The 14,410-nt window shown below is 72.5% G+C and carries 11 protein-coding genes; 5 read left to right on the forward strand and 6 right to left on the reverse strand.

Going from position 1 to position 14,410, the window contains the following annotated elements; translation table 11 throughout:
- Positions 1-40 precede the first annotated feature (40 nt).
- The gene (locus OG946_RS15535; RefSeq protein WP_326800263.1) at positions 41-1,330 is read left to right on the forward strand and encodes an ROK family transcriptional regulator; all 1,290 of its coding nucleotides are present in this window, start codon (positions 41-43) and stop codon (positions 1,328-1,330) included.
- A gap of 2,502 nt (positions 1,331-3,832) precedes the next feature.
- Positions 3,833-4,261 (forward strand): DUF6985 domain-containing protein, encoded by a 429-nt coding sequence (locus OG946_RS15540; RefSeq protein ID WP_326796706.1) that lies wholly within the window; start codon positions 3,833-3,835, stop codon positions 4,259-4,261.
- A gap of 129 nt (positions 4,262-4,390) precedes the next feature.
- On the opposite strand, the gene OG946_RS15545 is transcribed toward OG946_RS15540, so the two are convergent.
- The gene (locus tag OG946_RS15545; protein ID WP_442814376.1) at positions 4,391-5,215 is read right to left on the reverse strand and encodes an SAM-dependent methyltransferase; all 825 of its coding nucleotides are present in this window, start codon (positions 5,213-5,215) and stop codon (positions 4,391-4,393) included.
- 624 nt (positions 5,216-5,839) lie between these two features.
- Between OG946_RS15545 and OG946_RS15550 the strand changes: the two genes are divergently transcribed.
- A complete protein-coding gene (locus tag OG946_RS15550) occupies positions 5,840-7,639 on the forward strand; it encodes a bifunctional metallophosphatase/5'-nucleotidase (protein ID WP_326796708.1) in 1,800 nt (599 codons plus the stop codon).
- Between the two features lie 76 nt (positions 7,640-7,715).
- Positions 7,716-8,144 carry a protein-tyrosine phosphatase family protein gene (locus OG946_RS15555; RefSeq protein WP_326796709.1) on the forward strand — a complete coding sequence of 143 codons (429 nt, stop codon included), beginning with the start codon at positions 7,716-7,718 and terminating at the stop codon, positions 8,142-8,144.
- Positions 8,145-8,161: 17 nt separating this feature from the next.
- On the opposite strand, the gene OG946_RS15560 is transcribed toward OG946_RS15555, so the two are convergent.
- The gene (locus tag OG946_RS15560) at positions 8,162-8,491 is read right to left on the reverse strand and encodes a Rieske (2Fe-2S) protein (RefSeq protein WP_326796710.1); all 330 of its coding nucleotides are present in this window, start codon (positions 8,489-8,491) and stop codon (positions 8,162-8,164) included.
- A gap of 2 nt (positions 8,492-8,493) precedes the next feature.
- Positions 8,494-9,756 (reverse strand): NAD(P)/FAD-dependent oxidoreductase, encoded by a 1,263-nt coding sequence (locus OG946_RS15565; protein WP_326796711.1) that lies wholly within the window; start codon positions 9,754-9,756, stop codon positions 8,494-8,496.
- Positions 9,757-9,969: 213 nt separating this feature from the next.
- Between OG946_RS15565 and OG946_RS15570 the strand changes: the two genes are divergently transcribed.
- Positions 9,970-11,172, forward strand: a complete 1,203-nt coding sequence (locus tag OG946_RS15570) for an IS110 family transposase (protein WP_326796712.1) — start codon at positions 9,970-9,972, stop codon at positions 11,170-11,172.
- Positions 11,173-11,177: 5 nt separating this feature from the next.
- Here the strand turns inward: OG946_RS15570 and OG946_RS15575 are convergent, their stop codons facing one another.
- The 3 genes from OG946_RS15575 to OG946_RS15585 form a co-directional block, all read right to left on the reverse strand.
- Complete coding sequence (locus OG946_RS15575; RefSeq protein WP_326796713.1) at positions 11,178-11,639, reverse strand: Rieske (2Fe-2S) protein; 462 nt, start codon at positions 11,637-11,639, stop codon at positions 11,178-11,180.
- A gap of 84 nt (positions 11,640-11,723) precedes the next feature.
- Positions 11,724-12,449 (reverse strand): TenA family transcriptional regulator, encoded by a 726-nt coding sequence (locus OG946_RS15580; protein ID WP_125935606.1) that lies wholly within the window; start codon positions 12,447-12,449, stop codon positions 11,724-11,726.
- Positions 12,450-12,578: 129 nt separating this feature from the next.
- Complete coding sequence (locus tag OG946_RS15585; protein ID WP_326796714.1) at positions 12,579-14,234, reverse strand: hypothetical protein; 1,656 nt, start codon at positions 14,232-14,234, stop codon at positions 12,579-12,581.
- Between the last annotated feature and the right edge of the window lie 176 nt (positions 14,235-14,410).

Here is a 14,410-nt window from a genome sequence, read left to right on the forward strand (position 1 = left end):
GGTGGTCGATGTGACAGCCGCTTCTTCGTCTTCCTCGCCGATGCCGCCACCGCCGCGGCCGTCGGCCTCCGGCACGCCGCCCCCCGGCACGCCCGGGGCGCCGCCCGGGGGCCGGCCCGGGGGCCCGCCTGGCGCCCCGCCTGGCGCCCCGCCGTACAGCCCGCCCGCGGGCCAGTCCCCCGGCGAGGTGCTGGCGCTGATCAGCTCCGGCGCCGCCGCCACCCGCGCCGAGATAGCCCGCCTCACGGGCCTCGCCCGCTCCACCGTCTCCCAGCGCGTCGACGCGCTGATCGCGCACGGCTTCGTCGACGAGGACGCGGAAGCCGGCTCCACCGGCGGCCGCCCCCCGCGCCGCCTCTCCCTGCGCACGCGAGAACACGCCGTCGCCGGCGTCGACCTGGGCGCCTCGCACTGCCGGGTCGCGCTGCTGGACATCGGCGGCACGCTGCTCGCGGTCCGCGAGGACCCGCTGACGATCGCGGACGGCCCGGAGGCGGTTCTCGGCCACGTCGAACGGACGATGCAGCGGCTCCTGGAGGAGGCCGGCCGGGACCCGAAGACGCTCCGCTCCATCGGCGCGGGCGTACCGGGCCCGGTGGAGTTCTCCACCGGCCGCCCGGTGGACCCGCCGATCATGCCGGGGTGGCACCAGTTCCCGATCCCGGAGTTCTTCGACGAGCGCTTCGGCGTCCGCGCGCTGGTGGACAACGACGTGAACGTCATGGCCCTGGCAGAACAGCGCCGCGCCTTCCCGGACACGTCGTACCTGCTGTACCTGAAGGTGGGCACGGGCATCGGCTGCGGCATCATCGCCGACGGCCGCCTGCACCGGGGCGCGCAGGGCTCGGCGGGCGACATCGGCCACATCCGCGTAGGCGAACGCGAGGAGCTGTGCCGCTGCGGCAACTCGGGCTGCCTGGAGGCCATCGCGGGCGGCGCGGCCCTGGCGGTGCGCCTGAAGGAACTGGGCCTGGAGGCGTCGGCGGGCCTGGACGTCGTCCGCCTGGTGAAGGAGGGCAACCGCGAGGCGGTCCGCATGGTCCGCGAGGCGGGCCGGGCGGTGGGCGAGGTCCTGGCGGGCCTGGTGAACTTCTTCAACCCGGAGACGGTGGTGGTGGGCGGCGCCCTGGCGGCGGTGCACGACCAGTTGCTGGCGGGGGTGCGGGAGGCGGTGTACCGGAGGTCGCACCCGCTGGCGACGCATGTGCTGCGGATCGAGCCGAGCAGGACGGGGGAGAACGCGGCGGCGATCGGGGCGGGGATTCTGGCGATCGAGCATGCGCTGTCGCCGAGGCAGGTGGATATGGCGCTGGCGGGGGTGGGCGGTTGAGGTTGGGGCGCCGGGGGCGGTGATCCGCGACGGGTGGGGGGCGGTTGGTGGTCGGTGGTCGGTGGTGGGTAGTCGGTGGCCCGTGATCGGCGGCCGGATGGCCAGGTGGTCGGTGGCCCGCGGCCCGTGATCGGCGGCCCGATGCCCAGGTGGTCGGTGGTCCGTGATCGGTGGTCGGTGGTCCGTGATCGGCGATCGGTGGTCCGTGATCGGTGGTCCGTGATCGGCGATCGGCGATCGGCGATCGGTGGCCCGCGATCGGTGGCCCGCGATCGGTGGCCCGCGATCGGTGGCCCGCGATCGGTGGCCCGCGATCGGTGGCCCGCGATCGGTGGTCCGTGATCGGTGGTCCGTGATCGGTGGTCCGTGATCGGTGGTCCGTGATCGGTGGCGCGTGGCAGGAACCGATCTCACGGGAGAGTCCTCGGACAGCGCACGGCCGGTGAAGTGAGCCGCCCCGACGGAACGAACGCAGGGAGCACCGCAGTACGGGAACCCCGCAGTCCGGGAACCCCGCAGTCCGGGCGCACCGCAGTCGAGGAGCACCGCAGTCGAGGAGCACCGCAATCCACCGGAACCACGTCCCCTCACACCCGCCCAAGGGTATGCGCCTCCACTGACAACGAGCCTGCCCACCACCGGGGCCGACCACTCCGACCTGCACCGGGGCCAGGGCGTTCGCACCGATCCCGGCGTACGGACGCGGGCGTCAGCTCCGTCCGCGGTGTGGGCCGGTCCGGGGGGCGGAGTCGGGGTGGACGGTGTCGTGAGTAGGCCGTCTCGACGTGGGTTTTGAGCATGGGGCCCCCTCGAACGCAGGCCGGCTGCGCGGAACAACCGCCCGTCCGACGCCAGCGGCGATGATCGGGGACAACCGGCGGTAGGGCCCTCGGATCTGCCCCGAGCCAAGCCCCGGTTGGGTGTACGCACCACGCAGACGGCCCGGCGGTTGCGTACCGATGCCACCTCCGGCGGTCCGGGGCGGAGAAATCGTGCCGTAACCCGGGGTAACACCCCCGGATCCAGCCCGAATCGGGCCGAGATCACCGACTTTCGCCCCCGCAGACGCATCCACCCCACCGAGACCACCCGGAATGGCCGCCACCGATACAAACGAGCGGCAACCCACCCCCAGAACTACCCCAAAACGCCCACGCGTACCGACTTTCGCCCACTGACGCGCACGAGCCAGCCTCCAGACATTCCCACAGCCGCCCAACCCGCCCCGATTGAATGCCGGTGAGACAAACTCGCCGCACCTGCGCCACCAAATCGACCCAAATCGCCCCCGTGGGCAGACTTTCGCCCATCGACACGCACTCAACCGACTTCCCGCTCCCGCCACCGCGACCGCAGCGCCCGCGCGGAGAAATTGGGCCCTAACTCGCGGTAACACCCCGGGATCCGGCCCGAATCACCCCCCGAGGGCCGAACTTCGCCCCAAAACGCACACGCAACCACCCGAGCCCTACGCCAACCCCAGCCCAGGACTCGAACGAGCCCACCTCGGACGCACCGACCCCGCTCCCGCGCGAGGGCATCCGCCCCGAGTGCCAACCCGACGCCCCCGGGCCCGACTTCCGCCTCCCGTGGACCTAGCCAATCGGGGTGCGCCCGCCACCGGCGCTGCGGCCGCACCCGCCCCGGGGGAATCCGCGAACCGAACAGCCCCGCCGCGGACCTCCGCCCACCGAGGGCGCCTGGCGGCCGGAGCAGGCCCGGCTCCACGCCGACTCGGGGCGCTCCGCGAACAGGGCAGGCCAACTCGGGGCAGCCCGCCCCCCGTCCGCGGGGCACCGCTCCGTATCGCAGCGTTAAGGTGCCCGCTCCCCCTGGGCCACCCATAGCTGCCGGTCTTTCGGGCCGGAGTCCGGTGTCAAGGGTGGGGCGAAGCCCCATCGCGCAGCGACGCCTCTCGCAGCGAAGCGGAGAGAGGCGCCCTTGACGCCGGACGCAGGCCCGCACACTCAAAAGCGGAGTGGCCCGGGGGGAGCCCCAACGAACCCGCTACTCCCCTCGCCGCTCCCCCCCGTACACCGGCTCCCCTTACGAAGCGCCGCCCGCCCGCCACCGTACCCCCGCACCGGGCCCATACAGACACGACGTACCAGCTCAGGGCCCTGCTGCCCCCGCGTTGTCAGATCAGGCGCGTACCCTTGGGCGGGCGTGAGGGGGACGTACGGGAGGGACGCATCAGACCCGGCGCATACCTTGGGCGGGCGTGAGGGGGACCTACGGGAGGGACGCATCAGACCCGGCGCATACCTTGGGCGGGCGTGAGGGGGACCTACGGGAGGGACGCATCAGACCCGGCGCATACCTTGGGCGGGCCTGAGGGGAGAAGGGCCCGCGGGCGGTCCCCGGGCCCCCGCCGATCGACGAGAGCAGGTGCTCATCACCCGTGGATCGATCTGACTTCTGCTGGGACGACTTCACATGGGTCACCCTCGTCCCCCTCCCGTCTGAAGCCACCGCCCCAGGCGGAGCCGCGGCGACGCCCAGGTGCGCGTTCCGGTCCGCTACGCGCCGGAAGACAGAGATGACCGGCCACTCGACGACTCCGAGATCGCATCGGTCGCCTGGACCGTCGCCAACCTCCCCCGGCTGTTCACCGCGCTCCTTCCCCACCTGCTGACCTACTGTGAAGCGCTGCGAGCCCACCCCGAAGCCCAAGACCTGGCCCCGGACGATCTGCCGGCAGTCGACACCGCGGCGGAGATGGCAGCCCTCATCCCAGTCGAGAACATCTACGTCCATCAGGTCAGCAAGGACGGCATCCCGTATGTAGGCGTCGAGTTCTCCTCCCCCTGGGAGGAGGAGCACGGCCTGGGGGTGCTCCTCCACGACACTCGCATCGTCGATCAAGGCGGCGCCGACAGCGCTCTTCACCTGTGGATCGCGGAGGAGGACGCACAAAAGGGCCCCTCGTAACCAGCCCACCGCATCTCGACGTCGACCACTCGTCGACAGACTCCGCACGAGACGGGCCGGCGGCCAAGGCGGGTACGGCGAGCCGCAGTTCAGCGCGCGCTTCGGTCGGGACTCACCCGTGCCGCTCCCCTAGCCCTTCCAACCCACCCCGCAATACCCGAACACCGCCGGCGGCGCCCCCTCCACGGCCTCCTCCGGCCGCCACCTGCTCATCGACACCACCCCCGGCTCGATCACCTCCAAGCCCTCGAAGAACCCCTCGATCTCCTCCCGCGTCCGCGGCGTCAGCGGTACCGCCGCAGACGCGTTGTACTGGTCCTGGGCCCGCCGGTTCTGTGCGGCCACCTCCGTGCCGCCCAGCGAGGGGTCCAGCGTCGCGTGGGTGAGGGCCAAGTAGCTGCCCTGCGGGACCGCTTCCAGCAGGTGGCGGACGACCCTCCGGGCCTCGTCGTAGTCGCGGAGGAAGTGCAGGATGCCCAGCAGCGTGAGCGCCACCGGGCGGGTGAAGTCCAGGGTGTCCGCCGCGCCCGCGACGATCGCCTCGGGGTTGCGGAGATCGGCGTGGATGTAGTCGCAGGAGCCCTCCGGGGTGGAGGTGAGCAGGGCGCGGGCGTGGGTGAGGACCATGGGGTCGTTGTCTACGTAGACGATGCGCGCGCTCGGCGCCGCCCGCTGCGCGACCTCGTGCGTGTTGTTCATCGTCGGCAGCCCGGTTCCGATGTCGAGGAACTGGCGGACGCCGGCCTCGGCGGCCAGGTAGTGCACGGCGCGGCCCAGGAACGCGCGGTCCGTGCGCGCGATATCGGTGATCTGGGGGAAGGTCTCCTTGTACGCGTCGGCCGCTCTGCGGTCGACCTCGTAGTGGTCCTTGCCGCCGAGGAGGTAGTTCCACACTCTCGCGGAGTGCGGGACCGTGTTGTCGATCACCTGACGAGGGTCCTCGCCTCGGTACATGAACCGCCTCCTAGCTGCCGGTGCTACCCACCTCACCAGTGTCACCGGTAGCCGCCCAAGATAGTGGCGCCCCCGGGTGACAATCCGCCGCCCGGCTCAAGCCCGCGTGTCCCGTTCCTTCTCGACTCCTTCCCGAGCCCTTCTCGACGACCGACACCCTGCGCGGGCCCTCATCTCCGCCACCCATCCCCGCCACCATCCCCGCGGGCTCCGCGAGCGCCAGTTCCGCCAGGCGGTCGGCGGCCGCCGCCGCCGCGACCGGCTGGATACGGAAGCCGGAGGGGGCCGGGAGCACCGGCATACGGGCCATCGCGCGCGCCGTGGGGCAGCGTCAGCTCGTGGGACCGGGTGGCGCGAGCGACTCGCGTTCGTGCTGCACGATATGTTCGCCGTCCTTTCGACGAGATCGGGCCGATGCTGGAGCGCACCCCCGGCGCGCGCGCCCCGGAGCCCCCGGCGCGCGCCCCGGGACCACCCCCGGCGTACGCCCGGCGGCCTCCCCGGCGCGCGCCCGCGGGCCACCCCCAACACCCGACCCTCCAAAGGGTGAAGCTCGCCCCTCCCCCGGGTGGCAGCCCGCCCACCGGTCCCGCCGGCCCCTCGCACCGCCCTACGGTGTGCGCCATGTTGATCATGAAAGCCCGCCCGGCGGCCCCGCGCCGCCGCTCGCTGGCCGCCGGCGCCGCCGCGGTCCTGGGGCTCTCCCTGCTCTCCTGGACCGGCCCGTCCGCGGCCACCGAGCCGACCGCACAGCGGCCCCCCGTGCCCGTCCAACTCCTCGCCCTCAACGACCTGCACGGCAACCTCGACCCCGTCGACGGCCCCGCCGGCTCCGTCGCCCGGGTCACCGACTCCGGCGACGTGGTACGCACCCAGGCCGGCGGCGTCGCCGGGCTCGCGGCCCTCCTCAAGGACGCCCGCGAGGGGCAGCCCAACTCCCTCACCGTCGGCGCCGGCGACCTCATCGGCGGCAGCCCGCTGCTCTCCGCCAACTTCCACGACGAGCCCACCGTCGACGCCCTGGAGGAACTCGGCCTCGACGTCGCGTCCGTCGGCAACCACGAGTTCGACGAGGGCCCCGAAGAACTCCTCCGCATCGCGCACGGCGGCTGCCACCCCGCCGACGGCTGCGCCGTGCCGAACGAGCCGTACGACGGCGCGGACTTCCCGTACCTCGCCGCCAACGTCACCCGCAAGGGCAGCGCCGAGCCGCTGCTGCCGCCGTACTCGATCAGGACCCTGCCCGGCGGCCAGCGCATCGGCTTCATCGGGCTGATCACCGAGAACGCACCCGATGCGATCTCCGCCGCGCGCATCCGCGACGTGGAGTTCCACGACGAGGTCGAGACCGTCGACCGCTACTCGCGCGAGCTGACCGACATGGGCGTGACCGCCCAGACCGTGGTCCTCCACGAGGGCGGCAACCACGGCGGGAGCATCCCGTACAACGAGGACTGCGACGAGGGCGGCCCCGCCGCGAAGCTGGGGCAGCCGATCCGCAGGCTCGCCGAGTCGTTCACGCCGGACGTCGACATGGTCCTCAGCGGGCACTCGCACGAGCCGTACGTGTGCACCGTTGCCGACCCCGCCGGCAATCCGCGCGTCGTCACGCAGGCCGCGTCCTTCGGCCGTACGTACACCGACCTGCGTTTCGCCCTCGACCCCGAGAGCGGCGACGTGCTCCGCGGCACGGTGGAGGCCGCCAACCACCCCGTCCTCACCTCCGGCCCGCAGGACCCGGCGATGGCGAAGCTCATCGGCACCTGGCGCGAGCGCTCCGCCGAGCTGGAGAACAAGCCCGTCGGCTACATCACCGCCGACCTGCCGGGCCGCGGCTCGTCCGCGCCCGAACGGCCGCTCGGCGGCGTGATCGCCGACGGGCTGGCCGAAGCCACCAGCGGCAACGGCGCGGAGATCGGCTTCATCCAGCCGGGCGGGATCCGCGGGGACCTCACGTACGGGTCGTCCGGCGACGAGGGCGACGGGGTGGTGACGTACGCGGAGGCGTTCCGCGTCTCGCCGTTCGAGTCCGCGGTCGTGACGATGACGCTCACCGGCGAGCAGGTGGTCGAGGCGCTGCGGAACGGCTTCTCCGGCGCGAACGAGAACAGCCCCCGGTTCCTCCAGCCGTCCGCGGCGCTGTCGTACACGGTGGATCTGCGCCGCGAGGGCGGGGCACGGCTCGACGCGGCGAGCGTACGGGTCGCGGGCGAACCGGTGGTGGCCGACCGGGAGTACCGGGTCACCGTCAGCGAGTTCCTCGGCGAGGGCGGCGACGGGTTCACGGCGTTCAGGGACGGTACGGACCGGCAGGGCGGCGACGTGACGGACACCGCGGCCCTCGTCACGTACCTGCAGAACACCAGCTCGCCCGAGGCCCCGCTGGCGCCGCCGTCGCCGGCGCGGATCGCCGTGAGGCAGTAAGGGGCCAGGAAGTAACGGGCCGGGCAGTAAGGCGCACGCCCCTGGCGGACGGGCTCCCGCGGCTACGCTCGGCGGTATGAGCGAGACGTGGGAGCCCACCGGGGCCGGAGTGATGCGGCTGCCGTCCGGGCGGTACGTGCGCGGGCGCGGGCTGCGCAAGCCGGCGCCCGCGGGCCCGGATCCGGAGCTGGGGGTGTACCTGCTGGGCCGCCCCGCGCCGGAGACGGCGTGGGAGAGCCGCTGGGTGCGGTGGCCCGACTTCCGGCTGCCGGCCGACCGCGGCGCGGCGGAGGCGGCGCTGCGGGAGGCGTGGGAGCGGGCGGACCGGGAGCGGGTGGAGGTCGCCTGCGGCGGCGGGGTGGGCCGTACGGGAACGGCGCTGGCCTGCCTCGCGGTGCTGGACGGCGTCCCCGCGGGCCGGGCGGTGGCGTTCGTACGGGAGCACTACAACCGCCGCGCGGTGGAGACCCCGTGGCAGCGCCGCTACGTCACCCGCTTCCCGTAATTCCCCCTCCCCTTCTCCTACTCCAGCCCCGCCACCAAGATCTCCCCGTTCTTCTCCCGTACCTCGTACACCTTGATCGGCTTCACCGCCGGCGGCGACAGCGGCTCCCCCGTGGCGAAGTCGAAGACGCTGCCGTGGCACGAGCACAGCAGGCCGTCCTCCGTGACCTTGCCGGACGACAGGTGGCAGGCCAGGTGGGTGCAGTAGTTGGCGCTCGCGTAGACCTCGCCCTCGAAGCGGGAGACCGCCAGCTCGGTGTCGCCGACGAAGAAGCGGCGCACCACCCCCTCCGGGACCTGGCCGGAGCGGGCGACCCGGACGTACGTCGCGTTCCCGGTGTCGGGCATCGTCAGTTTCCTCCCGCCAGCGCCGGCTCCGCCGCCGCCTCTTCCGCCAGCTCCGCCAGGTCCACGTCCTCGTCCGCCAGCCTTGCCGGGTCCGGCGCGGCCGCACGGGCGATCAGCTCCTTCGCCGCCATCACGTCCCCGCCGCGCTCCGCCGCGAACGCCGCCCGCAGCACGCCCTCTTCGAGGTAGAACGCCGTGAAGTCGCGCTCCGCCACCGAGCCGCGGACCACCAGCCGGTCCCACGCCCGCGCGTGCCCGACGTGCTGGAGGTTGAGGCCGAACTGGTCCGACCAGAACCAGTGCGGCTCCCCGTGCACCGCCGTGCGGCCCAGGATGTTCTTCGCGGCCACCATCCCCTGCTTGTTCGCGTTGTCGAAGTGCTCGACCCGCACCCACCGCCCGTACAGCGGGTGCCGGTGGTTGGCCACGTCGCCCGCGGCGAAGATGCCCGGGACGCTGGTGCGGCAGTGCTCGTCGACGAGGACGCCGTTCTCCACCGCGACCCCCGAGGCCCGCGCGACCGCGGTGTTGGGGACCGCGCCGACCGCGACGACCACCGCGTCCCCCTCGACCCGCAGCCCGGACTCCGTGGTGACGACGACGCCCCCCGGCCCGGTCCGTACCGACGCGACGGTCTCGCCGGTGTGCAACTCCACTCCAGCGGCGCGCTGGACGTCCGCGCAGAAGCGGCCCATCTCCTCGCCCAGGACCCGCGCCTGCGGCACCGCGGCCTGCTCGATGACCACCGGCTGCACCCCGCGCGCCAGCGCCGTCGAGGCGACCTCCGAGCCGACGAAGCCCGCGCCGACGATCACCAGCCGGCCGCCGGGGCGCAGCAGCGAGCGCAGCCGCAGCGCGTCGCACAGCCCGCGGAGGTGGATGATCCGCTCGTCGTCCTCCGCCACGCCCGGCAGCCGCCGGGCGCTCGCGCCGGTGGCGAGGAGGAACCGGTCGCCGGGGACGGCCGTGCCGTCGGCCAGTTCCACGGCGCCCGCGGCGGTGTCGATGCGCCGGGCGGCGGTGCCGAGACGCAGTTCGACGGCGTTGTCGCGGCACCACTGTGCGGAGAGCAGCGTCGCGTCGGCGTCGTCTGCGGCGCCCTCCAGCAGCTCCTTGCTGAGCGGGGGGCGCTGGTACGGGGCGTGCGGCTCGTCGCCGACGAGGACGATGCCGCCGTCGAAGCCGCGGCGGCGCAGGGTGCGCGCGGCGACGGCCGCGGTCTGGCTGGCGCCGATCACGACGACGCTCCTGGGGGTGTCGGGCATGGGTCACTCCGTAAGTTGTTGGGCGGCCCGGGAGGGCCGGATGTGGCTTATGGGTTCTTGCCTTCAGTGGCTTCCAAGGAGTGGCCGTCCGGTTCTCCGGGGCGCCCTGGCTGCTGATTGAGATGTGCGCGCTGTGTGCGGTCGCTGATTACGGAGATGACAGCGGGGTGTTCCTCGGGCCGGCGGCATGCTGTACGGAACGAGGAGGGGCGAGTGAGTAAGCGACAGGTCCGGGTCTGGGCCGGTATCGACGCGGGCAAGGGCCATCACTGGGCCGCGGTGGTCGACGACACCGGCGCCACGCTGTGGTCGAAGAAGATCGGCAACGACGAGTCCGCGATCCTGACCGCGCTGGGGGAGATCCTCGGCCTGGCGGACGAGGTCTGCTGGGCGGTGGACATTGCCGGCACGTCCTCCGCGCTGCTGCTGGCTCTGCTCGCCGCCCACGGCCAGCGGGCCGTCTACGTGCCCGGCCGCACGGTCAACCGCATGGCCGGGGCTTACCGGGGCGAGGCCAAGACCGACGCCCGTGACGCCTACGTCATCGCCGAAACCGCCCGCCACCGCCGGGACTTCGCCACGATCGACGTGCCCGCGCAGCTGGCCGCCGACCTCGCACTGCTGACCGCCCACCGCGCCGACCTGGTCGCCGACCGGGTGCGGATGATCAACCGGCTCCGCGACATGCTGACCGGCGTCTTCCCCGCGCTGGAACGGGCCTTCGACTACTCCGCACACAAAGGTGCGCTGGTCCTGCTGACGGGCTACCAGACACCGGCCGCGATCCGGCGCCGTGGCCGGGCGAGACTGACGGCCTGGCTGGCCAACCGCAGCGTGCGCGGCGCCGACGCCGTTGCCGAGACCGCACTGGATGCCGCCCAGGCACAGCAGACCGCGCTGCCCGGCGAGGACGTCGCCGCTCAGCTCGTCGCCGACCTGGCCACGCAGATCCTGGCCCTGGACGACCGGCTCAAGCAGATCGACAAGCAGATCCGTGAGGTGTTCCGCAGCCACCCCCAAGCCGAGATCATCGAGTCCCTGCCCGGCATGGGCCCGATCCTCGGCGCCGAGTTCATCGTCGCCGCCGGCGACCTGACCGCCTACACCGACGCCGGCCACCTCGCCTCCGCAGCCGGCCTCGTGCCCGTCCCACGCGACTCCGGCCGGCGCACCGGCAACATGCACCGGCCCAAGCGCTACAGCCGCCGCCTGCGACGGGTGTTCTACCTCTCCGCGCAGACCAGCATCATCCGCGAAGGCCCGAACCGGGACTTCTACCTCAAGAAGCGCGGCGAAGGCTGCAAACACGTCCAGGCCGTCATCGCCCTGGCCCGCCGACGCGCCAGCGTCTTGTGGGCACTCCTGCGCGACAACCGAGCATTCACCCCCGCCCCGCCGGCCACGCAGACGGCTTGACTTCATCATTGAGACTCCTGGGTGGCGGCGGTGGGTGAGGCCGGGAACGGGACGGACGGCGGAGTGGCGGACGAGGGTGCGGAGTTCGCCGCCGGGGCGGGTACGGAGGCGGAGGCGGAGGTCGCAGCGGCGCCCGCGGACACCGCGGCGGCGCCCGCGAAGGCGGCCGGGCGCAGCCACACGCCGCCGTCCGCGACCCGTACCTCGTACCGCGGCTGGCACTCCTCGCGGTCGTCCGCCTGCCCGGTGCGCAGGTCGAACGCCCACTGGTGCCCCGGGCAGACGACCCGGCCGTGCAGCACGGTGCCGCGCGCCAGCGACTTGCCCTTGTGCACGCAGGCGTCGCGGAACGCGAACACCTCGCCGTCGGCGTAGAAGAGCGCGACCCGCTCCTCGCCGAGCGCCACCAGCTTCTTTCTGCGTCGGCTCACGTCGGTGAGTTCGGCGACCCGCGTCCATTCGGACATGTGCTGTGCTCCTCCGGATATGAAGAGACGGCGGCGGCCGGAATGTCGCGTCCGGCCGCCGCCGTCTGCCGGCCCGCGGTCCTTTCAGGCGGCGGCCGCGGCCGGCTCCAGGTCCGGCCTGACGTAGTGGTCGTAGAGCGCTTGGGTGTACGAGTAGCGCATCTCCGCGCCCCAGCGGACGAATTGCAGACACCGCTGCTGGAGCCGCGGGGTGTCGGCGTGGTCGAGCACGATCTGGTATCCGCGCTCGCCGTGCACCACGTCCGAGGTGATGTGCAGATCGAAGAACTCGATCTCGTCCTCGGTGAATCCGTACGATTCCCGCAGCGGCACGATCTGCTTCTTGTAGATGCTCGGCACCTGCGACTCCAGGCCCACGACGAGCGCGGCGGTGGCGACCACGAAGTGCTCGCGCATGGCGACCGCGTAGCACCAGGACTGCAGGCCGCGGGTGACGGGGTTCATGTTCGAGGGGTCCTCGATGCGCTCCTTGGTGGTGCCGCACGCCTCCGCGAAGCGGATGAGGAGGTCGGTGTGGCGGATGTCCGCCAGCTCCTCCTCGTACATGTTCTGGAGCGTGAAGTCCTTGGCGCCCGTGAATTCGTCCGGGGTGTTTCCGTAGATGTACCCCAGGTAGTCGGCGAACGGGCCGACGTAGTGGTAGTGGTTCTCCGCCCAGCGGGCGAAGTGCTCGCGCTTGAGCTGCCCTTCCGCCCACGCGGTGCTGAAGGAGGCATTCTTCGCCTCGCGGCCCTTGATGGCCTCTTCGAGCGCGCTGCGGAATTCGTCTCTAGAGAGCAGTTCCGTCATCTGCTGCGTCCTTTCCGCGGTCCGTGTGTCACCAAAGTAGGGAGCGTGCGGGGGAGTCGAGGATGGTGTTTGTGCACAGGTGTGTGCGGAATCTCTGTGCACAGTGCCGGGTACGGGTGCGGGCGGGCGTCAGAACAGGACGGTCGCCAGCGCCGTGGCCGTCACCAGACCGGCGACGACCGGCACGAAGCAGTGCCGTACGACGTCCTGCACCGGCACCCGCGCCACCCCCGCGACCGCCAGCAGCGACGACCACGCGATGAGCACGCCGCCGCCGGTCCACACCGAGCCCATCTGCCCCACGGCGGCCAGCGTCGCCGGGTCGACGTCCGCGGCCGGGCCGAGGGAGCCGGAGAGCGAGCCGGTCAGCGGCAGGCCGGCGAAGCCTGAGCCCTCCAGGCCGGTGATCATGCCGATGATCAGGATGGCGAACGCCACGATGAAGCCGATGTCGGGGATGTACTGGTCGACGGCGGTGACGAGGTCGAAGAGCAGCGCCGGCGGCTTGTCGTCCTGCACACCGGTGATCTCGGTGATGAAGTCGACGTTGCCGAGGAAGAAGAACCCGGCGATGGGCACGACGACGCCCATCGCCTTGAACGCGAACACCAGCCCGTCGACGACGTGGTCCGCGGCCGTGGTCAGGCCCTCCTTGCCGTCGCAGCAGAACACGGCGGCGAAGAGCAGCAGCATCGCGACGCCGCCGACGAGCCCGGCGGCCTCGCCGCCCTGGACCTCGGTGACGGCGCCGGTGAACTTGCCGAGGAGCATGTAGCCGACGATGGCGGCGAAGGTCAGCGGCACGATGAGGGCGAACGCGCGGGAGCGGCGCACGGGTTCGCCGGGGATCTCGCCGGAGTCGGGGCCGGAGGCGGGGCCGGGGCCGGGCTTGCGGTCCGTACCGGGGCCGGTGCCTGAGCCGGGGCCGGAGGCGGCGCCCGGGTCCGTAGCAGAATCGGTTCCGCTGCCGCCCGGGCCCGCGCCCCCCGGCGGGCTGAGCAGCTTCGTCGCCGCCCCCGCAGAACCGCCGGACGCCGCCGCCGTACGCGCCGTGCGCCCCGCCTCCGTACCGCCGAGGGACACTCCCCCGCCGTCCGCCGACAGCGCCTCCGCCTCGGCCTCCCAGCGCAGTCGGTGCTCCTCGCTGACCGTGCCGAAGGAGCGCCGCCCCTTCAGGTACACCAGCGTCAGCGCCACCACCCCGGTGATCACCGACAGCACCATCGCCCGGTCCGCGACCGCGGAGGTCTCCACGCCCGCCGCCTTCGCGGACAGCCCCGGCGCCACCTGGATCACGTAGTCGCTGGACAGGGCCATGCCCTGCCCCGCGATGGCGATGGCCGCAGCCGCGCTCACCGCGGGCAGCCCGGCCCGGATCGCCGCGGGCAGCAGGATCGCCCCGATCAGCGGCACCGCGGGCGTCGGCCAGAAGAACAAGCTGATGAAGTACGTGACGCCGGCGATGGCCAGGAACGCCATCCGCCCGTTGCGCATCAGCACCCGGAACGGCGCCACCATCCGCCGCTCCGCGCCCAACGCGCGCATCGCGCCGAGCAACGCGGTGATGAGGGCGATGATGAGGAAGATGCTGAAAAGCTCCCCGGCCGCGGTCAGGCTCGCGGAGAAGATCGCGGCCAGCCCCTTGACGAGGCTGCCGCTGTAGAACCAGGCCGTGAAGAAGGTCGCGACGACCGCGGGAACGACGACATTACGCCGCGCGATCATCACGCCGATGATGACGACAACCCCCGCGAGATACGTCCAGTGCGCAGCAGTAAGCTCCACGTCCGCACTCCCTACCCGGCGCCCGGCACTGCTGCCGGACGGCCGAAGTCCGATGGTTGTGCGGCACTCTGGCGACCGTTTCTGCCAGGCCACAGGGGGAGGGTGCACATTGTCCGGCACATTATTTGTGCACTGTGCGGGCGGGAAGACCCCGGAGTTTCCGCGTCGTTTCCCGG

The organism is Streptomyces sp. NBC_01808 (assembly GCF_035917395.1).
Taxonomy (GTDB): Bacteria; Actinomycetota; Actinomycetes; order Streptomycetales; family Streptomycetaceae; genus Streptomyces.